Annotated in this window: 26 protein-coding genes; 12 read left to right on the plus strand and 14 right to left on the minus strand. The window is 36.3% G+C overall.

Translation table 11 applies throughout. The features are described from left to right. Positions 1 to 13: 13 nt before the first annotated feature. The 4 genes from MHH33_RS16860 to MHH33_RS16875 all read right to left on the minus strand — a co-directional run bounded on the left by MHH33_RS16860 (position 14) and on the right by MHH33_RS16875 (position 2,374). The gene (locus MHH33_RS16860) at positions 14 to 604 is read right to left on the minus strand and encodes a hypothetical protein (RefSeq protein WP_342542434.1); all 591 of its coding nucleotides are present in this window, start codon (positions 602 to 604) and stop codon (positions 14 to 16) included. Positions 605 to 646: 42 nt separating this feature from the next. Next, entirely contained in the window at positions 647 to 1,654 is a 1,008-nt protein-coding gene (locus MHH33_RS16865) for a hypothetical protein (RefSeq protein WP_342542435.1), read from the minus strand. 234 nt (positions 1,655 to 1,888) lie between these two features. Further along, the gene (locus tag MHH33_RS16870; RefSeq protein ID WP_342542436.1) at positions 1,889 to 2,107 is read right to left on the minus strand and encodes a hypothetical protein; all 219 of its coding nucleotides are present in this window, start codon (positions 2,105 to 2,107) and stop codon (positions 1,889 to 1,891) included. A gap of 126 nt (positions 2,108 to 2,233) precedes the next feature. Beyond that, entirely contained in the window at positions 2,234 to 2,374 is a 141-nt protein-coding gene (locus MHH33_RS16875; protein WP_342542437.1) for a hypothetical protein, read from the minus strand. Between the two features lie 176 nt (positions 2,375 to 2,550). Here MHH33_RS16875 and MHH33_RS16880 point away from each other — a divergent pair, with 176 nt between their 5' ends. Further along, complete coding sequence (locus MHH33_RS16880) at positions 2,551 to 3,879, plus strand: PD-(D/E)XK nuclease family protein (RefSeq protein WP_342542438.1); 1,329 nt, start codon at positions 2,551 to 2,553, stop codon at positions 3,877 to 3,879. Between the two features lie 977 nt (positions 3,880 to 4,856). Here MHH33_RS16880 and MHH33_RS16885 read toward each other — a convergent pair. The 6 genes from MHH33_RS16885 to MHH33_RS16910 form a co-directional block, all read right to left on the minus strand. Continuing rightward, complete coding sequence (locus MHH33_RS16885; protein WP_342542439.1) at positions 4,857 to 6,878, minus strand: HNH endonuclease signature motif containing protein; 2,022 nt, start codon at positions 6,876 to 6,878, stop codon at positions 4,857 to 4,859. Positions 6,879 to 7,056: 178 nt separating this feature from the next. Then, complete coding sequence (locus tag MHH33_RS16890; RefSeq protein WP_342542440.1) at positions 7,057 to 7,527, minus strand: FixH family protein; 471 nt, start codon at positions 7,525 to 7,527, stop codon at positions 7,057 to 7,059. Positions 7,528 to 7,730: 203 nt separating this feature from the next. Beyond that, the gene (locus MHH33_RS16895; protein ID WP_342542441.1) at positions 7,731 to 8,288 is read right to left on the minus strand and encodes an SCO family protein; all 558 of its coding nucleotides are present in this window, start codon (positions 8,286 to 8,288) and stop codon (positions 7,731 to 7,733) included. A gap of 248 nt (positions 8,289 to 8,536) precedes the next feature. Beyond that, positions 8,537 to 9,895: a PepSY domain-containing protein gene (locus MHH33_RS16900; protein WP_342542442.1), complete on the minus strand. Its 1,359-nt coding sequence runs from the start codon at positions 9,893 to 9,895 to the stop codon at positions 8,537 to 8,539. 163 nt (positions 9,896 to 10,058) lie between these two features. After that, positions 10,059 to 11,465 carry an ATP-binding protein gene (locus tag MHH33_RS16905; protein WP_342542443.1) on the minus strand — a complete coding sequence of 469 codons (1,407 nt, stop codon included), beginning with the start codon at positions 11,463 to 11,465 and terminating at the stop codon, positions 10,059 to 10,061. Next, complete coding sequence (locus tag MHH33_RS16910; RefSeq protein WP_342542444.1) at positions 11,462 to 12,142, minus strand: response regulator transcription factor; 681 nt, start codon at positions 12,140 to 12,142, stop codon at positions 11,462 to 11,464. Before MHH33_RS16910 ends, MHH33_RS16905 begins: the two co-directional genes overlap by 4 nt. A 241-nt stretch (positions 12,143 to 12,383) precedes the next feature. On the opposite strand from MHH33_RS16910, the gene MHH33_RS16915 reads away from it, so the two are divergent. Then, positions 12,384 to 12,671, plus strand: a complete 288-nt coding sequence (locus MHH33_RS16915; RefSeq protein WP_342542445.1) for a hypothetical protein — start codon at positions 12,384 to 12,386, stop codon at positions 12,669 to 12,671. Continuing rightward, positions 12,593 to 12,958: a hypothetical protein gene (locus MHH33_RS16920; protein WP_342542447.1), complete on the plus strand. Its 366-nt coding sequence runs from the start codon at positions 12,593 to 12,595 to the stop codon at positions 12,956 to 12,958. The genes MHH33_RS16915 and MHH33_RS16920 overlap by 79 nt, the downstream gene beginning before the upstream one ends. Before the next feature lie 132 nt (positions 12,959 to 13,090). On the opposite strand, the gene MHH33_RS16925 is transcribed toward MHH33_RS16920, so the two are convergent. The 4 genes from MHH33_RS16925 to MHH33_RS16940 all read right to left on the minus strand — a co-directional run bounded on the left by MHH33_RS16925 (position 13,091) and on the right by MHH33_RS16940 (position 16,651). Next, positions 13,091 to 14,833: a zinc-ribbon domain-containing protein gene (locus tag MHH33_RS16925; RefSeq protein ID WP_342542448.1), complete on the minus strand. Its 1,743-nt coding sequence runs from the start codon at positions 14,831 to 14,833 to the stop codon at positions 13,091 to 13,093. Between the two features lie 345 nt (positions 14,834 to 15,178). Continuing rightward, positions 15,179 to 15,445: a hypothetical protein gene (locus tag MHH33_RS16930; protein WP_342542449.1), complete on the minus strand. Its 267-nt coding sequence runs from the start codon at positions 15,443 to 15,445 to the stop codon at positions 15,179 to 15,181. 271 nt (positions 15,446 to 15,716) lie between these two features. After that, complete coding sequence (locus MHH33_RS16935; protein ID WP_342542450.1) at positions 15,717 to 16,250, minus strand: topology modulation protein; 534 nt, start codon at positions 16,248 to 16,250, stop codon at positions 15,717 to 15,719. A gap of 257 nt (positions 16,251 to 16,507) precedes the next feature. Next, entirely contained in the window at positions 16,508 to 16,651 is a 144-nt protein-coding gene (locus MHH33_RS16940; protein WP_342542451.1) for a hypothetical protein, read from the minus strand. 114 nt (positions 16,652 to 16,765) lie between these two features. Here MHH33_RS16940 and MHH33_RS16945 point away from each other — a divergent pair, with 114 nt between their 5' ends. From MHH33_RS16945 to MHH33_RS16985, 9 genes are all read left to right on the plus strand, one after another. Next, positions 16,766 to 17,164: a hypothetical protein gene (locus tag MHH33_RS16945; protein WP_342542452.1), complete on the plus strand. Its 399-nt coding sequence runs from the start codon at positions 16,766 to 16,768 to the stop codon at positions 17,162 to 17,164. 12 nt (positions 17,165 to 17,176) lie between these two features. Further along, positions 17,177 to 17,380: a helix-turn-helix transcriptional regulator gene (locus tag MHH33_RS16950; protein ID WP_342542453.1), complete on the plus strand. Its 204-nt coding sequence runs from the start codon at positions 17,177 to 17,179 to the stop codon at positions 17,378 to 17,380. A 42-nt stretch (positions 17,381 to 17,422) separates the two neighbouring features. Next, positions 17,423 to 17,635 carry a hypothetical protein gene (locus MHH33_RS16955; RefSeq protein ID WP_036659552.1) on the plus strand — a complete coding sequence of 71 codons (213 nt, stop codon included), beginning with the start codon at positions 17,423 to 17,425 and terminating at the stop codon, positions 17,633 to 17,635. Positions 17,636 to 17,814: 179 nt separating this feature from the next. Then, positions 17,815 to 18,051 carry a hypothetical protein gene (locus MHH33_RS16960; protein ID WP_231391136.1) on the plus strand — a complete coding sequence of 79 codons (237 nt, stop codon included), beginning with the start codon at positions 17,815 to 17,817 and terminating at the stop codon, positions 18,049 to 18,051. A gap of 139 nt (positions 18,052 to 18,190) precedes the next feature. Further along, entirely contained in the window at positions 18,191 to 18,793 is a 603-nt protein-coding gene (locus MHH33_RS16965; RefSeq protein WP_342542454.1) for a dienelactone hydrolase family protein, read from the plus strand. Between the two features lie 126 nt (positions 18,794 to 18,919). Continuing rightward, complete coding sequence (locus MHH33_RS16970) at positions 18,920 to 19,846, plus strand: DUF1835 domain-containing protein (protein WP_342542455.1); 927 nt, start codon at positions 18,920 to 18,922, stop codon at positions 19,844 to 19,846. 225 nt (positions 19,847 to 20,071) lie between these two features. Next, positions 20,072 to 20,530 carry a copper chaperone Copz family protein gene (locus tag MHH33_RS16975; RefSeq protein WP_036659554.1) on the plus strand — a complete coding sequence of 153 codons (459 nt, stop codon included), beginning with the start codon at positions 20,072 to 20,074 and terminating at the stop codon, positions 20,528 to 20,530. A 451-nt stretch (positions 20,531 to 20,981) separates the two neighbouring features. Beyond that, entirely contained in the window at positions 20,982 to 21,113 is a 132-nt protein-coding gene (locus MHH33_RS16980) for a hypothetical protein (protein WP_342542456.1), read from the plus strand. Positions 21,114 to 21,125: 12 nt separating this feature from the next. Continuing rightward, positions 21,126 to 22,370, plus strand: a complete 1,245-nt coding sequence (locus tag MHH33_RS16985; RefSeq protein ID WP_036659556.1) for a helix-turn-helix transcriptional regulator — start codon at positions 21,126 to 21,128, stop codon at positions 22,368 to 22,370. The last annotated feature ends 163 nt before the right edge of the window (positions 22,371 to 22,533 follow it).

Consider the following 22,533-nt stretch of genomic DNA (forward strand, 5'->3'; position numbering starts at 1 on the left):
CATACGATTTCTTTTATCTAGAAATCGCTTTCTTCTCATTTTCATAATGCATAAACAAAGTGCCCGCAATATCAGAAACATATGCGACTTTCTTTTTCATCTTCACCTTTTTGTTATATTGAAGATGGTAAGCATGAACCTCATCGAAATATAACTGATTCTTGCCAGTGGAGTTTGTTTTAAATATCAATAACGCACCCTTTATCTTACACAATTCAGTTGCACGTTCTAAAAGCTCATTGATCCTATCAGTACTTCTGACATTCAGGATTCCAATAACATGTTCAGGAATGATTTCACGTTCACAGAAAAGCTTATTCAACGTTTCTTCATCCTTACCGAAGTAGTTCTCACGTTCTAAATGCAAGATGAAGTCAGTCCAACCCGTTTCGTCACCGTTATCCCACCATGTCAAATCCATAGCTCGATTTGTCCCGTTAATTGTATCCTCGGTAAAAGGTGAAAATCCTAACATCGAACCCAATCTCGAAAAGTATTCAATCTCTGTCATGGTAAACGAATGTTTCCCATGATGGACCGTCAAATTAAATGTGTGATAGTTCCTTACATAGCCGTCAAATAACTTCATTAAATTCACTTTCAAATTATTACCTCCATTGAGGATATTGTTTGTCAATCGTTGTCACTATAATTTATAGCGATATGTCACCGTACTACTTTTTCCACTCGGAGGAGCATAAATCACTTCATATGGGAATAACTCAAGGCTAGCCATAGCTCCGCACACGGAAGGATAACTATTTTTAAGATTCATCGCTTTATGGACATCTCTCGAGCATATATCAGCAGATTCTTCTCCCGATGCTTTTTCAGCTTGTAGAATTTCAATGATAAAATTTCTTATGTCTTGTGTACTTGTTTTGCTATCAGAAGACTGCTTTATAACAACTCGTTTGATTGAATCTTGAAGGCGAAACTCACTTGAAAAATTGATTAAACGTTCAATCATCTGACTACCTTTTTTGGCAGATAAGATTTCAGTGACTTTCCAAAAGTACATATCAATTGTTTTCATTGGAGTATATTTCATGTGTTCGGTTGAGGTTTCCTCAATAAATCCTTCAAACTCGAATTGATAATAATTGAAAAAGGATTGTAACTGCAAAAATGAACGTTGGTTGAATTGGCCAGACATCCCATGCAACCGTGCTGCCTCCCTAAAAAAACGATCGTAAGCTGGAATCACACCAAACACACCTAAAAGTATTTTCGAGGTCAATGTATCCGTGATTTCAAGATGAGACACTTCCTCTTTCTTAGATTCATATAGAAACGGTTGATAAATGGCTCTTGTATCAGCTATTAATTGTTCAAGTATTTCTATGTCCTGATGTCGATGGAAGTCCAATTCATTACCAGCTAACAAAATTTTGTACTTTTCTTTTCTAACTATATTTTCAATGAATGGCTTATGTATTAAATAATCTCTTTGCAATAAAAATGAATTTCTTAACATTCCCCAGCTAGCCAAATAGAAAGCGAGATGTAAACACGCATGATCTACAACTTTATCGTCGTCGAAGTTTTGTCGGTTTTGCTTAAAGAAATCATAACAGTGTTCCCAAGACTTAAAACGATGATTATCCACATTTGTTGTTTCATTGTGGTATGCATACAGTACTTCTTTAATCATATTTACACCCCTATTTTAAATTTTGTTTATCACTTCGACTCTTTACGACCTACTTAACTTTCCGATAAGCCCTTCGCTCTGCATACTCGCTACAAGCAATACAGACGTTCAATACCTCATTGCGATCATTGCGATATTTCAATAATGGACTGATTTTTCGTTTACAAATTGCACAAGGCTTTTTAAAAAACCCAAACATTTATATCCCTCTTTCGTTTAGTTTTACAAAATTCGTTAGGGTTTCGATCGGAACCCTGGCACGATAAACCATGTTTCACCAACCTGCTCATTTAATTCGTTGTACTCTGCTACAGTACCATTGTGTAACTCAATCAAATTCTCATAATTTTTCCGATAAGCCTCTATATCCGCGACCATCACTTTATAGTTCCCTGAATCCTGCTGGTATGCTTGATAGCGTTGTTGGTAATCTGAATAAATCGTAACCGGCATTCCATTTTGGAAACTGTTTTGCCAACCTATTCATTTCTGTGAGCTTAGTTCCAAATCTTGAAAATATGTTGTCACATTCATTTCCTTTTCTTTTAATGCTACTTCTGTTGATTTAAGTTCCGTAGTTTATGAATCCATCAATCTTTTTAACATACGCATTCGGTCATGCTCTTGCTTTTCACTAAAGTATTGAAAACCTACAAATACTAGATTAAACACTATGTAAATGCCAACAATAGACCCGACCAACTTTGCAATCGAATTCATTTTACACCTCCCGACAATTCCCCAAACTTTCCCTCTATTATAATTGTGAAATCTAGAAACTTTTGTCGATTCTTGTCTATAACTTCAAAGACCCTCAATTTTGTGTCAGTTCCTAGGGTAATTATGAGATTCATATAGTAAAATAATTTATAATCATTAACTCTGGAGGTAGCCTTTTGACACAACATGCACAACAACTTTTAACGTTACTTGAAGATTCCATAGAATTCGCCAAATTGAACAATCATTTTAAGAGATTTAATCCATTTAAGATATTATCGGTGGATCAATTTGAAATACGTCATTCGAATTTCTTGGTGTGGATGTTGAATCCTAAAGGGAATCATAATCTAGGAGATTTCTTTTTAAAGAAACTTCTAGCAAAAGCTTTCGTCCATCCAAATAATCTGGAGGATACGAACAAACTTGCCCATCTTAATCCATTGAATTTGGTCAACCTCAATTTTCAGGATGTCATTGTCCACAAAGAACTCCTGACGTCAATTGATCAACGGATCGATATTTTGGCTGTGTCTGAAAGCAATAAAACCGTAATTCTTATTGAAAATAAGTTTTGGTCAAAAGAATCTTTTAATCAATTGAAAAATTACTTAGCGTTTGTTAACGAAAAATTCGAGGGCTATACGATTGTTCCTATATATTTAACAATGTTGGAAGACCCTCCATCTGAAGACAAATATTTAATGCTTACTTATAGGAATATATTAAGTACGTTGAAGGATTATGTGGTTTTGAACGAGGCCTTTATGAACGACGAAGTGTACTCATTCATTTCTTACTACATAGAAGTATTGGCAGATCAATTGGAGGAGAACGAAGAACTAAACCAATCTGCCTTATCCATTTATCAAGACCATAAAGATGCAGTTGACCTGCTATATACTTCCGTCAATAAAAAATCTTCCATGAAAGCAGTGAATCATCAATTGATTGCAACTGCAACAGTGGACGAAGAGGTCTTGAAAAAACTATACATGGAAAACAAGGAAGCCATCGATTATATCGTCAAAGTCGGCAATAGCATTATGTCCGAAGCCTTCAAATCCTTTGCAGCTTCTAAAGGAATGGAAAGCGACCACTTCACCGCTCATCATCGTCTCCCTTCGTTCGTTGAAAAAGAATGGGCAGCAGCACATAACCGTGAAGACTTACGACAAAAATGGTGGCTCGATAGAGGATTGATTGCCTGGTTTGCAAACAGCAATAACCGCCTCATGTTAAAAGTCGAAGTTGGCCCACTCCTTCAGGAAAAACGTGTGGAACTTTTACAAGCTCTCCAAAATGAAGGCATACTAATTCGCGACATATCCTTCGAGGACGGTAAAAAATACACTGGCATTTATACCAGTTTCCTTCCTTTATCTAATTGGGAGTCAAAAGAGACAATCAGTCAGGCCATGATGCAGTTGTATGAAAATACTGAGTACCAGGAACTGAATGAGCGAATTAAACGGGCATTAAGTAATTTAGAAATCCAGAGATGAATCACATTAGAGTTAATTCCATATTAAAAACCGACTGAAGTATTTTTCAGTCGGTTTCTTAAATTAAGCAGAATCAATAGTCTTTGAGCTACATATTCTAAATATTATATTCTAGGCTCTAAAATTATAATTTGTATGAATTTTAAGCAGGCCTTTCTAAATCGCCATATCTACCCATTCCATTAAAAATTAATATGAATAGCTTACTTGTAATCTCCCTTAACAAGCTTGCGCATTTTAATTTCATTAAGGTTTGTTTTATCTAGTAAACCCCTTAGTGGCAAATCTTCTATTTTTCATCGTACTTCTTCACTGGTAATGGTAACATATTACATGTATTAATTGTTTTACTTTTCTGATTAGAGAAGTAAAGCAATTAATATACGCCGTAAAAACATAATCACTTAAATATAAAAATCTAAGGATGATTTTAATGACTAATAAAAGCTGTTTCTTCAATAATCCATCAGTTGCAGAAGCAATACATAAGTACCTTGTTCAACTCCCTGGAACAGAATAAGATGACAGTGCAGAAGGGCCATCTATAGGATACAAAAGGAAAGAACAGAGATATAAATTTGCTACCTTACATGGGGGCAAATCTTATCAGTCACTAGTGTTACATGTAGACCCCGGAAATCCTGTAACTCTATTAGGAAAGGAACATCAGAAAGAAGTTCAAGTAGAGTTAGATTTCGATATCAGTACAATTAGAAAACACCTTCTTAAAAAACATGAGGTGTATATACCTATTGAAAAACTGAATATCTCAAATCCAATCGATAGTATTAAACGCATTATTCATATTGCCTATCACCGACAGGATATAGATTAACAAAGAAGAATGATTTCCATCGATATATGCATAATTACCAGATTCTCCTGCCTCTATATTAAAAAACCGACTGAAGCTGATTTCAGTCGGAATCTTAAATATAAGGAATCTGTCGCATTAAAAATAAACTAAAATTCCACACTTAAAATCTTGGTTCTAAATGATAATTTGTATGAATTTTAAGTATGCCTTTCTTATTCTTAAATTGTGGCACATCATCATTCCAATTCAAATCTTCATAACCACCGTTTTCATAGTGCAAAACTTTATGATGGTGAGGGCAAACAACAATGACATTTTGATAAGAATCCAGCGGCAGATCGGATTCATCGTTTGTAGATGTTGCTGTTGAGAGTTGGATTATATGATGAACTTCGACATACTCCCGCCCATTCTCCATCCGAATGACGGGTACCCCGTCCGAAGCCTCACAAAGTTGGCAACGATCTAGATATAGCTCTTTCAACAACTTCACCAACTCACGACTTCTATTCCGTTTTTCTTCAACTACTTGAGTCTTTCCAAGTGTGCTTTGAACATTCTTTAACCTTGAAAGTAAATCTTCTCGAACATCCAATGCCACATTAGGATCGACTTCTTCTGCTACAAAATCTTCAGGAGGATTGTAGATTCGTTCGAAGCCCCATGACTCAATCAATTCTGTAACGGTTCGTTCGAATCTCACACCATAGAAATAGAGTTTGGCATAGAAAATGGAATTACTCGGGATGAAAATAAAATTATCTTTTATTATATAATGATTCTCAATGAATGATATAAACTCTTCTTCTTTATCAATATCCACTATGTAATTTCGCCAGTCATACGGTTTATAGCCTTCAGGCAAGTTTTCGTATAAAACCCTCTTTAACCCATAAGTATCCCATAAATAATCCGTTAAATTCATTTCTTTTTTGTAACCTTGTAGAGATAGTGCGCTATAAAAAGGATCATATGAGCTAATGTAAACCTCTCCAGGCGCCACAGCATATGTTTGAATTAGTAATGAACGGTATTTTTCCAATGTATTCGTCTGTGGAATGCGCTTATAGGGGAGCCCGAAATGCTCAATGAAATCTTTCAAAGAGAATCCTCGGTTTTTTGCTAACATAACGATACGAGAATATTGGTTTGAGCTCAAGGGAATTTTGACAGTGCCTAGCTCCTCATCATAAAACGATTTCAAGATATCAAGAATTTCATCATCTCCAATAAAACGACGGTCGATTATTCGAAGATGTTGAATTCCAAAGTGTTCTAAAAGTTTTTCATGATTAAAGCCATGTGTTTTCCCTTGTGTCAATTCTCGAATGAGGCGCATCTCATTATCGTCCATACCTCTTTCTTCATGACCGTCTTTTAAAGCACTTTCGAGTAGTTGTTTTAATCTTTCCAAATCATATGGTTGAAACACATGATATAACTGGCGTTTGAGAGCCTTTTGCAACTCGACAGTGCCATTGAAGACTACTTTCATGTGTCGATTATTATTAACTAGAAAAACAAATCGCTCATTCTCATTAGAATAGATGCGATACTTTGTATTTGTAGAGTCATTTGAAACCTCAAATCGATTAATCATTTCAAGGAAAATGTTTTCCTCTTCCTCCGTCAAATCCTCTTCAACCCAACTGGCATTAGATTTACGTCTACGCTTCAATAGTGAACCGATTGCTTGACGACTCACTCCGAACAACTCTGCCCACTCTGTCTGCTTAACGCCAAATTCATTCATTAACTTTTCCATGGTTTTCACATCATAAACATTATTCCCATCTGGAACAACTATCGACCCTGCCGGGATACGATTGTAGTAAAACCCCATCGACTCAACGAACGACTCTACATTCATTCCTTTTGTACGTGACGCATAAAACAAACGTCGATATAAGACAGGATGGTCGGTACTTAACTTCAGAACAATTCTATCCGGGAAAGTAGCTTGGAGTTCCTCAATAAAGCTATCAAAGGTTGCATTCTTTGATTCATTTGGCTTACGTACTTGAGTAAAACCATTAGATGCCAACCAATCATTCAGTTTCACCCCTTGTATTTCAGCCTTTTCCTTTGCCAACCTGTACAAGTGGTTATCCTTTTTATGAAGTGAAATGACCATCCTATCTGGATATAAAGTAGTTAGCCTGCCTATTATATACTCAGTCATTTTGTCATTCATCGTCTTCACCTTCTATATGTTTAAAAATACTTGCCACTTAATATAATGTTACTGGTTTGTGAGGATAAATAAAGTGGGATATATAGGAAGGTTTTTTTGAATAAAAAAAGCAGCTGAAGATGTTGATTCAGCTACTGCTAGTTTTTTGACAGTATAAAATAGAAAATCAAATTTTGCCTTTTATGTTCCCAAACTCGTCCTTTTCTGAACACGACACTCCTGGAGATATTGTTTTGTCTTCCCCACCGACTACTTCAATTACTTTCGAAGGCATTGTATGCATATCACGTGCTGTCACATGGGAAGTAATCGAATACGATCCACCTCTTTCAAAAGTGAAAGTTGTAGAATATTCGCCAGCTTTAAATTCAGCTGCAATCATCGTCTTTTCCCCGGAAGTCTCATTCAGAACTTCAAACTTCACTTCATCAGCATCCGTTACTATTTCGTCATCCTGTGAAACGCGGACAGAGAATTCAATCTCATGTCCGACTTCCGCCTTCACAGGGACAGCGAGATCAGCTAAAACGGGTTCGGGAACGAGTTGTTCGGTCTCTTTAACAGCAATGTTATTCCCGCATGCAGATAGAACTACAATTGCAGTTAGCAGCAGGATAAATGAATAAGTATGTTTCATGAGTCAGGCTCCTTTACGTAAAGTTTAGATGTAGAAAAGACCTTGCAATTAATTAAATTGGCAAAGAATGGTACCAAAAGAATTTGTGTTATATTCTTATCTTTTTGTTACGCAGTCGAAAGAAACGTGATAATAAAATTAATATACAATCACAAATTCTACTACCACATTGTCACTATTCCATATTTCTCCGTATTACTTCATTAAAATAACCTGTTAACATCTTTTATTAATTCATCCGTACTATCCCCTTGAATAAAGCTGTAGGTACCTACAATTTCCCCATTCTGATCAACTAAAAAGAAGTCAGATCCATGAATGACCTGATTTGATGTCTCCGGTTTCTGGACAAGCGTTTGGAACTCATCACGTGCAAATATTTCAATTTCTTCTTGGGAATAGCCTGTGAGCATATTCCAATTCGAATCGTCGTCTGTAAAATTCTTTAAATAGTTGTTCAGTTTTTGAGGAGTATCTACTGTTGGATCCACGCTGAACGAAACGAATTCAACATTTATTTCTTCTTCTCTGAATTTCTCTTGCAATGTTGCCATACTCGCTGTCATTGGCGGACAGATAGTATCACAACTAGTAAAGATGAAATCCGCAATCCAAACTTTACCTTTTAACTCTTCCGTTCCGAATTCCTCTTCATTTTGGTTCGTAAATGCAAATGATTCCATTTGAAATGTTTTTTGGGGATTGCAACCAGCAAGCATTACTAGTGCAAGCGCAATAATCAAGTATCTATTTTTATTCATACTTTACCTCCAATCAAGTCATCTTTTATATGTAGTTTAATGGTAAATGATAGTTGTGAAATTTATGTGAGGTTAGACATATGGAATATGGTGTTTTTATGCATGATATCGATATCATGCTATCCTTTGTGATGTCATAGATTTGGATGAGTGGTCTATTCCATTCTTGCTACACTAAAACAAAATAAAAGCATCGAAAAATCAATCTCTGTGATTTTTCGATGCTTTTTCCTTACGTGTTAATTTGTTTAGGAAGTAGTTTTTTGTTTCTTGGTGAGATACATAATTCCCTCAATGCATACAACGAAGATTAACGAAATACCAAACAGTGGCATAATGATTCCTAACACAATCAATAATGCTATAAAGCCGATAGGCACACCGCTTGCAACCCTCGTTGGTGCAGAGAATTGACCTGCTTTTTTACGAGATAGCCATGTTTTAAAGCCCCAGATGATAACAAATACGAAGGCTAGGCATACGACTAAATTAATCAATTTGTTTGGCCAGCCAAATAAATGCCCTTCATGCAATGGAATTCCCCATGTAAACCACTTTGTTAAGATGCCATAATCATCATAGTTAACTTCTGAAATGAGTTTTCCGCTATACTGATCAAAATACGTAGTCATTTCATCATTTGGGTGTACATCCAAACCAGTGACTCCTGTATTACTCCCTTTTGATACCGTGAATACACCATCTTCACTCATTGGATAGACGATGGAATACGGTTTGGAGATATGCGCTTCTTCAACCTTTTGCATGAGTTGTTGCACACTTACCTTCATATTGCTTTCATCGGTCATTCCAGACCCATCTGACATGTTACTATGATGAGCGTGAGCATCGTTTGATGAAGGAGCTTCATTTTTACGAGTAGCCCAAGGAACTTCACTCAGATCAGAAGTAGGCGGCTGCTGTTTTAAGGTAGGAATGCCGATTGACGGATTTTCCTGAGCAGCAGAATAAATGAAATTTCCCATAAATGCTGACCAAGGCAACCCTGTAAAGATAATTACAATCATTGGGATGACAATCACTGACCCAAGCAATGAGTGCCATTTTTTATTTATATGCCTATTCGTCGGATTTTGTTTTTTCTTCAATGCCTTCCCTTTAATTGTCATGTAAACACCTGAAAGTAGAAGGAATATAGCCCAACATGCTGCCAATTCTACTAAATAGTTAACGAACGCCCCACCAACCAATAGAGAACTATGAATGTTACGCATAATATTCGAGAACGTTTTTTCAGCATTTTGACTGCCAACGATTTGGTAGTTGTCATCTAAAAACACATATTTCTGCTCGCCATTTTCATCCGACATTGTTAAACGCGTGTTATAAGAACCATCTAAAACAATAACTTTCGATACAGAAAATCCTTTATGTAGATTTTCAGCATTGGAAATCCCTTGGTCAATTGTTAATTCTTCTGTTTTCTCACTTGTGCCAAAGAAGAAATCATCATACAGCTGATTTTCAACATTGGTAAAGAATAAATAGCCAATACCACTAAGTGTTAATGTAAGCAATAAGGGTGTAATAAATAACGCCGCATAAAAATGCCATCGCAAAAAACGATTATAATTTCCTTTTTTCACTTTTATCTTATCCTCCAATTTTGTAGAAAATGAGCAACATCATTAGTTTATTGGATAAAAGTGAAGTTTGAGTGAAATATGGGACCAATAAGTAACATTCAAGAAAATGACCTTAGAATTCCAATTCCAAGGTCACTTTGATTTTTATGAAATTCTGCCTATATCAGGATGATGTGAGCACAGGTAATACAATAACTACGGATGTTCCAAGTCTTGAATCACTTTCTATCGAAAACAATCCATCATGCAATCTGACAATTTCTTTGACAATGGAAATACCAAGACCTGTCCCTCCTGTGGATCTACTTCGTGCCTTGTCGGTTCTGAAAAATCGTTCTCCAACATGTTGGAGGTCTTTAGTGGATATTTCGGTCCCTTGATTAGTAATTTTAAAACGAAGTATTTCCTTTTCTTCCGTCAGAATTACTGAGATAATTCCATACTCATGTGAATACTTAATTGCATTATCTAGCAGATTATAAAAGATTTGCTGGATTCTCTTGGGGTCTCCATTGCCAATTACCTCTTCCTGAATATCCATTTTTAACTGTATGTTTTTTTCATTCATGTGAATTTGAAATAAATCAAGCGTATCAAAAAATAACTGCGCCATTGCAATTGGTTCCTTATTAAGTAGATACATGTTTTCTTGAAGATGATCGAGGTCTACTAAATCATGGATCAATTTAATTAAACGACCTGTTTCTTTTTCGATGGTCAACAAATAATGCTGAGCTTCTTCTGGTGAGGAAAAGATTTGCTCCTTCAACACTTGCGTGTAACCGCCAATATACGTTAAAGGCGTGCGTAATTCATGTACAACATTTGATAAAAAATCCTTTTTTCGAACTTCTTGTTCTTCAAGAGATGAACTCATCCGATTAAATGCATTTGCGAGCTTTCCAATTTCATCGTCATGTAGAAAATTTAGACGATATGAATAATTTCCATTGGAAACCTCTAGTGCAAGTTTCTGAATATCTGTAAGTGGCTGAAATAGAGAGTGATGAATACGATTCACCGCAATAAATAGAACAATGAAAAACAAACTCCCTACAAGTATTAGGATGGGGATACTTCCTTGAAAAACTTCTTGCAAATCTGCCAAGGGTACATAAATATAAATAAAGCCGATTAGTTTCTTCTCCGCAAGTATAGGAAATACCGCCCCGACAATCTCTCGATTTAATTCCTCAACATATCCATCCTTGATGACATAACGGCCCTGTTGCAGTAGTTCTTTATCTTCTTCATTGACCAAAGCTTCATAATTGAGCTTATATGGAAAGTAAGTGGATAGTTCTTCTAAATCATCCACTACAATTACCTCATACTCGGAGACAATATTGTACCATTGGATTTTTTCAATGATTTCGTCACTTAATGAGCCATAGTGATAGTGGGCAGCGGTTCGTTCTCCTTGATAGATAACTGATTCTTTCACGCTGGTAATATATAAATCTTTGTATAAGAAATGAAGGAAGAAAAACGAAAAGAGAAGGACAAAAACGATACACAAACTAATAAGCAATAATACTTTCTGACTTAATGTCATTGCTATTTTTCTCAATCACTTACCTCAAACTTATAACCTACACTCCAAATGGTCTGTATGAGTTTAGCATCTTCCGTTAACTTCAATCGCAAAGTTTTAATGTGTGTATCTACCGTCCTGCCGGTCCCCTGATAGTCTTCTCCCCAAATAGCTTGTAATAGCTGTTCTCTTTTAAAGACTTTCCCACTGTTTTTAGCAAGCATGAATAACAAATCAAATTCTTTTAGTGTCAATGAGAGCTCTCGATCGTTGACATATGCCTTAAATCCCAAAGAATCAAGAACCAGCGGCCCAATCTTTAATGAATTGTTGTTTTGAGTAGCATATGTTGATCTTCTTAATACGGATTCAATACGAGCCAACAGTTCTTCTCCATGGAAGGGTTTGACGATGTAGTCATCACCTCCAAGTTTCAGACCGTGAACTTTGTCCCATTCCTCCCCTTTAGCAGACAAGAAGATTAGAGGAATATCGAATTTTTTCTTCAACTCCATCGCAAACGTGAAGCCGTCCATATACGGCATCATTATGTCCACCAGAATAAGGTCAGGTGCTTTTTTTGATATTTTAGTAAAGGCATCCATCCCGTTAGATGCCTCTGAAATACTATAACCTTCTCTTTTAAGGAACGTCTTAATCAAGGATCTCATTGTTTCTTCATCATCAATTACCATGATAGTTAGTCTATTCACTGCGAGCCCCCCTATAATTCTTTACTCTAGTAACATATTATCCATCTTATCCAAAAGGTGTGAAGTTATTATGAGCTTTTTTAGAGCTGCACTTAATATGAAAAGAAAAAGCTTGTTCTTTGAATTAGCTACAGAAAGAATATTTCTGTATAGATTATTATAAAGGCATGACAGTCAAAAACTTTACATTTTCGTGTGAATTGACAAATGTAAACTAAATCCGAAAGCATTAAGTTTCTCAATGCTTTCGGATTCAAGCCTTAAAGAGGAATTGCCGGAACCACCGACAACTGTGACATCGACTTCTTTTAATATTTCTTTGCATGCTGTTCGAAATGATGAGATTATCGGCTATCGTGTATACGAAAAAGATAGCCGAACAGGGGAAATGAAGAAAGTCAAAACGGTTTCTCTTTTTGATCGCAAAAAAGTGGAAATCCGGTCCGAGGTATGCTTACTCGTGGGGAAGATGACTGGTTCTTACCTATTCAAGCGATTGATACAGCAAAGTGTTTTCATCATTACCTGACGGACAAATCGTACCGTATGAATATCGATTTCAGTGATAAACAAGGCAAGGAATTGGAAGTTTACAACGAACGCAAAGTAGCATCACTCATTCAAAGAATGCCGATGACAAAGTGGGGTGGTTCGAGTAAAAACTTAATCACCTTTGAGAACCAATTGTTTAAGCTAAATTTCGATATCGCACCAGAAGATCGCTTGATTGTCTATGAATGGACTCGACAGATTTGCGAGTATCGTTTGCATACTTATTTCGAGAAAAAAGCCGTATCAATAGTCGAATCCAACTGAAAAACCACTTCATCATTCATCTGATGAAGTGGTTTTTTAGTGTTGTATTTGCATGAAGGTTTTAGGATTTAATGAACAACAAGCAAACCGTTACAGGTTTACATATTTCAAAGAGCTAAATAAACAAAAGTGTTACACTGATGATTTTCTTTCCTCCTTATAACAAAGAGGACATCTGCTATTGTTACTGCTGTTTACACGGTTATTAGGGGTCGTTTCCCACTCATGTCCCCTTTCACATAGCCACCAGACCTTTTTTCCATAGTTCAAGGCTATTTCATTCGGATTTAAAGCTCCATTCTTTGTGGGATGCCACTGTTTACCCATTTGAGGTGCTAAAGCCATAAGAGAATTAGTTTCATTTATTTTCCTGTTTAAACAGTAAGGACATTTTCTTCCATTAGCACGATTCGCAATCGTTGCTTCCCATTCATGTTTGTCATTTTTTTCGCACCTCCACCAAACCTTCAGATGCGAAAATGGAGATACTTGGTTTGGCATAAGGGCACTATTCTTAGTTGGATGCCATTCTTCGGATACTAGGGGAAATAGCATTTCGAGATTTCGTTCATTTTCATTCATTTGTTTAAGAATTTCTCCTCGATCTCTGTTCGAGTCGACATCCACACTAGCTACGTCCAAGGAATATTTTTCAATAAGGTAGGCAAGGATTTCTCCTATGCATTTGTCTAACCCTTTTTTATGGTTGTAATCATGTTCGATTACGAAGGAATCACTGTTCTCGATGTTCGGCAATTTCCTGTCACCCACAAACTGGCGAACCCTAATGAGTTGAATGTTATTTTCCTTCATCAAGACATTTTTTCGCTCATCTCTCTCTAATTCATTCATATGATGGTAGCCATCATATTCGATTGCGAGATTCAGTGAATCAATAAAAATGTCGGCTTCCGCGTTATTAGCCAGAAACTCTAATTTTTTCCGGTTTTCTGTTTCTGGAAACAGTTTCTTTATATAGTAGAAGATTGCCTGTTCAGGAAAGGAGGTTTGGGAATTTCTTGAACAATCTGGACAACCCCTTCCATCCTGTCGACTATAGATAGCTGCCGACCATTCATGACCTTTTGAACAACGCCACCATACTTTTTCGTTCGAGAATGGCTTGAAGTCATTGGGAATTTTATCTCCATTCTTTTCACTATTCCATTCTTCACAAAGCTTAGGATTTGTGGCCAGAAGAGAGGTTTCATTAGTGGGCTTATGGCCCGAACAATAAGGACAGCCTTTTCCTTTTGTACGATTAGCAATATAGGCCTCCCATTCATGGCCGTGTTCACAAAGAAACCATGCTTTTTTATGGGTATTAGGCATGAAATCAAAAGCTGTTTTTTCGTTGTTCTTTTCAGGGTGCCATTCCTTTAAAAGATGAGGGTGTAAGGATCCAAAAGACTTCTCCCTCGTTACTCTTTGGCCAGAACAGTAAGGACAGTTCGTTTTCTTTCTAGTAGCTATGACCGCTTCCCATTCGTGTCCCTCAGCACACTTCCAACAAACTTTTTTATTCGACCCCTCTGTATAGGTATCAGGACCTCGTTCCCCATTTTTTTCAAAATCCCATTCGCCTGCAAGCTTTGGGTTTAAAAAAGCAATCGTTTTTTCAAATGGTGGCCTATAATTTTTTTTACCTTCCACAAACTTTTCTTTCGCACAAGTTGGACAGCCAGATTTATTTCCCGTTCTAGAATAAACATATGTATTCCATTCATGTTTTTTTGAACAAATCCACCAAACCTTCTTACCTGAACCAGGAGTTACATGTTCAGGTTTTAAAGTATCGTTCTTTTCTATGTTCCATTCTTTTGCTAGATGGGGATGGGTAATTGATAGGTTATTTGTTGGTATTTTATTAGACATTTTCTACACTCCTGATTATCTACGTTAAAAAAGCACAAATTCTATCATAACTGATTTAATCGTAACTTTGGATTAAAAATAATGGAAATGTAGATATAGTGAAAGAGTAGCCGAAATTGCATCTTGGCTGCTTCCTTTTTATTGAGTAAGTGTTCCTTCTTTCGTCACCAAGACCGATACTCGTGAATAAAGGTTCTTGGGGAGCGACAGATGCATCGTAAATTTCCAGTACGAAAAAGAGGGACGATTAAGTGACCTGGTCACTTCATTCGTCCCTCTTTCATTCATGCGGTTATGGTGCAGCCGGGTGCTGTCCATAGCAACCCGGATACATAACCCCTATGCTCAACTTGTCATTCGACTAAACGTTTTCAACTTCTGCAAATAGAAATTCTCGGCTTCTTCACGACTCCCAATTATATAGGCTTCCTGTGTAATGCGTCGTGCCGATAAAATGCCCTTTGCTTTCACTCCTGGCATGTGTTGGGCATCTGTTATGACATCCAGTAAGGTGAAATCTGCAGGCTTGATTAAGTGTCGTGCTACGCTTACTTCTTTCCGTAAGCCCACGTGGCCGTATCTCATAATGACTTTCCAGTAGGACCATTCCATCGTTCTCCACTCCCTTTCCCATCGGTAATGTGAAACGCTTTTGCTCCGCTTAATACTGATTGAATATTCAGTCTTATCATTAAAGGATATTCTAATACCCCTTCCAGAAGAACCTTATTAGGGGAAATCACTGATTTTGGGTCTTCAGAGATCTCGTTTATACGTCATAAAGTGAAGAGCAGCTGAAATTGCATCTTCAGTGCTTCTTTTTAGTAAACTGAGTGACTATTCTTTCGTAGTCCAAAAATGCTGTCTTCAGTTAGTAAGGAAGTTACGGATGCACGTAGCTACATACATTATCCAAATACGATTGAATTTCTTTTTTACTCTTCAATGTAATTACTTTCTTGGTCGGACCTATTGCTTGGAAGCTTTGAAGACGCTCGTCCATATTTCGCTTTCGGGGATAGTAAGTCGTGAGGATAAACTTAATGAATGCCCATTCGAGTTTGTCCTTACACCCCTCCCCCAAATCCTGCCGGGTTTTCCCCAGGTTCATCAGAGAACGCTTCACGACCCGGTAGAGACACACGTGAAGTGGAAGTTCCAAATAGATAATGGTATCGGCATGTGCTGCACGAATATCAAATGTATTGCTGTAATTCCCTTCCACAATCCATTGATCTTGAGTAACGATTTCCTGTTGGGCTTTTGAAAATTCCTCTAAAGACGCTTCCACCCAGTTAGGCTTCCAAAATAGCGTATCTAAATGAAAAACGGGGAGGTTCCAGGCTTCCCCTAATCTGCGGGCAAATGTTGACTTCCCTGCTCCTGCTGAAATACCAATTACCATAATTTTTTTCATTCGTTGTAGCCCCTTTTTATCCTACCTGGCGATATCGATACGCTTTAATCCCATTCATCCTTTAAATTCTTTTTACTCCTCTTTTGATTTAACCAAAACAATCGACATAAGCCAATAATTCCCTAAAAAAGAGCTGTGCGAAATGTTCCTTCGCTCAGCTCGTTCCTTATTACGGTAATGGTTTCGCTTCTACGTTAGCTGGACTGACTAAATAGATATTCAATGCTTGTTGGAATGTCCCAAATGTTTTGGGGTCTTTATCGAATTTGATGGCCCAGCGTCAGCATTTTTCGTACGACATCCGATCTTAATCCTGTGATTACTGTATGACAACCCATCATTGATGAACCATCAATTGTTTTCATTAAATGATCGATCACTTCCGACTCCATGTCCGTCATTTAAAGAACCAATATTTAATGATTGATATTTGTTTTGAAAAAGGTTAATATGAAATCAACTTCACATGAAGTTAACTTCACTTCAGGAGAATAAGTTGGTTAGGAGAGGTATAATTGAAAAATCTATTCATACAGCGTTTTGTAGTCTCAACTTTGCTAATTATATTGGGAATCATTCAAATAATTTTCGATACATCAGGAAGATTTAATTTTGGCTATATCATAGTATTCTTAGGTGGAATAATTTTGTTGTACTCAACAATTTCTTACATTAAATCCCGTAAGAATATATCACTAGAAAAGGAATTAGCAAAGGAATATGACGAAAGAGATGCTTTAATTGATGGAAAAGTTGCTCGCTTTTCCTTGTATATTCTGATATCCGAAATTTTTATTCTTATGTTTTTAACTAATTTTGTGGTAATCCCAACAAATACTGCATTATTTGTTGTCTTAATATCTTTAATAATTATTGAAAAGGGGTCTAGAAAGTATTACAATCATTTTCTTTAATCAGGAGGATTTATGGAAAATAGAGTAAAAGAATTGCGATTAGAATTTGGAATAACGCAACAAGAATTATCTGATAAAGTAAGTGTATCTTCTAGAACAATCATCTCATTAGAAAAACAAAAGTATAATCCATCTGTGCTACTTGCGTATAAAATAGCTTCAGTTTTTAATTTATCAATTGAAGAAACTTTTATTTTCGATGAGGATGACAAATAATCCATTTCATTAAGATACACTTATTAAACAAACAACGGAGGAATGAAAATGATATTTATATTATTTATTTTTGGGATAGTTTTAACGGTTTGGGGTCTTTATCGTATGAAAACAGACGATGGTTTATTTGGAAAAAATCGAAAAACTAAAAACTTATTCAATTTTATACTAATGGGAGAAGCTTCAGGATTAGGGCAATTTTTGGGTGGGATTCTGTGTATTGTTATAGGTATTATCGCATTTTTTGTGAAGTAGAAATAAATGAGAATTTCTATTCTTCACTGAAATATTGTGAAAAATTACGCTTAAACTAACGGGTGCTTTACTTCAAGTAGAAGTAAAGCATTTTTTCTTATTGAACTAAAACGGGGCAGGTTCGTCCAATAAGTATATATATTACGGATTGAAATATGAGGAAGTGAAATTCTGTGAATATTAATTGGTTAGTTGAAGATATAGTTTTTGAAACAATGCTTGAAGCTGATGTATGGGCAGATTCATTGGTGAATGAAATTTATGGTAGAAACTTTAATGGTTATATTACAACGGATTATAAAATTGCTTGTGCAATGGCTTTTAGATTAGCTACTGCAAGAGAACTAAGAGTTTTTACATCAGAAGATGAACCTAATAGATATAAAGTATGGGTAGAGTTTCACAATCAAGAGTAAAACACTGGCTTATCCAACTAACGGGTGCTTTAGTTAAAGATCATCTGGCTGCTTTAAGCAGCATATTTTCTTGATGATCTAATGGGGGTGTTGATAAACACATTACAGAAGTGGTATTAACTACCGAGGGAGGTACAGCATGATTAAAATCCAAAATAAGTCTGATACTCTAATCATTGTGATACACGAAATTTATGGTATCAACCAACATATGAAGAGTTTTTGTGAAATTATATCCGAAGATTGTTTTGATGTCATTTGCCCAAATTTATTAAAACGAGAAACACCTTTTGATTATTCTCAGGAGGAAGTTGCTTATCGTAATTTTATGGAGAACATAGGTTTCGCTGACGCTTCAAATAAAATAAGAGATATATTATCAGAAGCTAAAAACAACTATAAAAAAATATTTATCATTGGATTTAGCGTAGGGGCAACTGTTTCCTGGTTGTGTAGTGAAGAAGAGTGTGTCGATGGAATAGTTGGATACTATGGTTCGCGTATTAGGAATTATGAGGAAATATCTCCTCGATGTCCTACTATGCTTTTCTTTCCGCATGAAGAACCATCATTTAATGTAGATGAGTTAATATCAATTTTAGATAAAAAGAATATCGAGGTACATAAATATTCCGGACAACACGGATTTAGTGATCCTTACTCTCCAAAATATAATTTAGAATCCACAGAAAAAGCATTTATTGAAATGGTGAGTTTTTTAAAAGCAAATAAATCTAACTGAAGTCTTATTCAACAACCAGAGGCTTTACTTCAATAAGAAGGTTTGAGAGAAAAATTTAGAAGAAAATAAAATAAATTGAGTAATCAAGTGAAGTTCTAGTTACTATAAAATACAGGGGTGCGGATATTGAAGAAGATAGAAGAATTGCAGAGAACGTTAATGACGGGTGGAAATAAGAAAATAGATAAGATTCAAGCACAAACGGTACATATTTTATTTGGTGAATCACCAGCTGGGTGCTTACGTGCTGCGTTTCGAAATACACCTTATGAAAAGACTGAGGAAATCATTGTATTACCAAATATTTTATCTGTTGGTCCTGTGAAAAATATACATACAAAAGAAGGAATGCAGGCACGTTTTCATTGGTTTAAAGAGCGTTACCGGGATGAGGGCAATGAGCGTGATGTTACTATGCTAGGAATGATTGATTCAGTGGATAGAATCAAAGCCATTCCACAAGTTCAGGATATTGTTATTTGGACTTGTAATAATGCACACGAACAAACAGGCCTACGGATAGTCCTTGCACTGCTTAAAGGAAAGTTGAACACAATCTTTGTGATAAATACTTATACGGCTTTTCATAAATTGTATGATTTGCATCCATATGAAGAAGATTACCCGAGAACAACTGGCGAACTTCCGAGTGAGAAATTATCCTTTTTTTATGAGCAATATAAGCAACATCCCCTAAAAGACATTCGACGAACAAGTTTATGCGAAGAAGGCAAGAACCTTCTTAATAATGACCAATCTTTACTTCGCACATGGGCAGACCACCAATTATGGCATAATTATGTGCTAACCAGAGATGATGACTTAATCATTACTTGTGCAAAAAGACTAAATGAAGAACTTGAATATCCTGATTTTATAAAGGCTGCGCGTGTTATTGGCGAAGTTTTATGTCAGATGGAGCAATATACAGGAGCAGCATGGCTCGAATACCGCTTGCGTTGTTTAATCGAACTAGAAATATTTGAATACGAAGGAAATTTGAAAGCAATGCGGTATTACGGAGTAAAGTTAAAAGAGGAATTTTCAGCATAACGTTTATAAAGAAATCTGAACAACATGAAGATTACTGGAAATGTGGTTATGTCCTTCCTATCTTCAACTCCCATGAAAATTAAAATTACCGACAGTCAAAAAAAGACAACGAAAGTAGACACAGCTGATTTGATTTTTTAAAAAGTGCAGCGCATAAACTTGGATCGGATTATTTGTTGCATTAGGATGCATTTGGTTCAGAGAGCTAAAAGGGAAGGTGTAGAAATGACTGATTGTTGTGCTTCAAAAGAACAAATTACTGAAAGTAATGATACTGAGTTTTGTCCATCTTGTAATACCAAAGGGAAAAAGTTGAAAATTATTACGTTGAAATCAATGCTTAAACCATCAGTTTTAGATTCTTTGAATCCGAGTTTGACTCATTACTTTTGTTCAACGAAAGATTGTGATGTTGTCTATTTTGATACAGAGAAAAAATTGTACCTTAAGTCAGAAGTAAAGGTATCTGTGCATCAAAAAGATGATTCTCCCACAGTACCAGTTTGCTATTGCTTTAGTTGGACAAAAGAGAAAATTAAGAAATATGAAGAACAAGAACTTTCTCCTAAACCTTTAGAACACATTCGAGTAAATGTAAAAGCGGACAGATGCGGGTGTGAGGTAAATAATCCTCAAGGAAGTTGCTGTATAGGGAATGTTACGAAATATATAAAAAGTCTTTAACTAAAGCAATATATTTTTTTACTAACGGGTGCTTTACTTCAAGTAGGAGTAAAGCATTTTTTCTTATTAAACTAACGGGGCCGTTTAGTTGAAGAAATGAATGGAAAAAGGGAAATAAGAGTGAAAATGTTGATATATTAAAAAAAGCCAACAGATACTGTTGGCTTTTTTCTGTCAATTTATGGTTGTATATCGCTACCGAAGTTATTGCTAAATGCTGTAATCTTTAAAACTAAAGATTTTCCGGTTGAAAAAGAATAATAAACGATAAATATAAAAATATAGAGCCTACTACATATACTACTTCAATGCTAAAACGTTGTCCTAAGTTTCTTCATCAACTAATAATGCAAGTTAAGTTAAAGAAGGACTATCCCCCTTTAATAGAGAATTGAAAAAGGAGAAAAACTAAATAGAAAAAGATGCCGTCATGGCTTAAGGAGCATTTAATTTGAACACACAAACTCATGCAATTTCACATGGATGGACTATAATGGCACATGAAAACATTTCTATATATACAAAATATAGTGGACCTAATCCTAATCAAATTGTGTTAATAGATTGGGATGGAGACGCTTAGGGGATGGGGATCATGCTGGAAGGAAAGATAATCAAATTCTATCGCGAACAACAAGAAATGAAGCAAAAGGACCTAGGGGAAGGAATTTCCTCCAGTACTCATATCAGTAAAATAGAACGGGGGCTTACAGAAGTATCGGATGAAACTATTCTATTATTATCTCAAAGACTAGGAATTGATATGGAAAGGGAAGTGTTAAATTACAGGAGGGTGGAATCCTTATTAAAGGAGTGGCATGATGCCATTGTGAAGGAACTGCAGACAAAGGCGGATAGTATAAAAAGGCAGCTTGATGGAATTAACCTTTTATATATTCAGGATTTTTATCGATCCTACACCCTTGTGCTCACCAGATACTACTTGTCTATTAGTGAGTTTACATCAGCGCAGGCTCTAATAGAGGAGATGGATGTTTGGACAGGTTTATCTAATTATGAGGAAAATATGTTGTTGCACATAAAGGGGATTTTCCATCTGACCGTGAAGTATGACTATGTCAGTGCCATCTCTTTTCTAGGTCAAATCAGTCTGGAGCAATACTCCAATCAGGAATATTATTACGACTTGGCTGTTGCCTATAGTTCGCTCAATTCTCGCGTCCTAGCTTTTTTCAATGCGAATAAGGCACTGGCCTTCTTCACCAAAATTCGCAGCTTCTCCCGTATCATTAAAGCTGAAATGCTGATGCTCATCCAGCTCGAGCAATCGAAGGATTACCGTTTTCTAAGCAGTGAATATCATAGATTGATAGATATGACAGGGGATTATGGGCTCGATCATCAAAAAGCGATGCTGCATCATAACCTCGGCTATCTGAATTTGATGCACGGCTATTTCAAGCAGGCTGCTGAATATTACAAAAAGTCGATGGATGCACGCAAATCCTCGGAGCCCAAGTATGTCGCCTCGCTGGAGGGGTACATAAACGCTTTGACGAAAGAAGGGAAGACGCCAAAGGAAAAGCTTCTAAAGCTTGTAGAAGAGGGACTCGTGTTATGCAGGAATTTTTCGGCCGCCACCTTTCATCATCTCTTTACGATGCATTATCACTCCATTCTAGGTGAGGATGACCAGTATTATCACTATCTGGAGAACAAGGCATTTCCCCACTTTGACAAAATGGGCTATGTAATGGCGAAAGAGTTTTATGCGGTAAAATTATTTGACTACTACATGTCCAACAATGATATGGTCAATGCTAATCGTTATGCTGGAGCAATTGTGGAGAAGTTCAGAAGAAATAATCAGTTTGTTTGATGGAGAGGTTACGTTTTTATGGCTGAAGCTTTAAGTTTTGGTCAGAAAATGGACTTGTAAAGAGGAAAAAACGCTCTATTTTTATGTTTTTTGCATCGTTCGGGGGTGAAAAGAATGTTTGTGCTTCCTTCTGAGCTAGGATGGGGTGCTCAAAATATCCTAT

This window comes from Paenisporosarcina sp. FSL H8-0542 (assembly GCF_038632915.1).
Lineage (GTDB): Bacteria > Bacillota > Bacilli > Bacillales_A > Planococcaceae > Paenisporosarcina.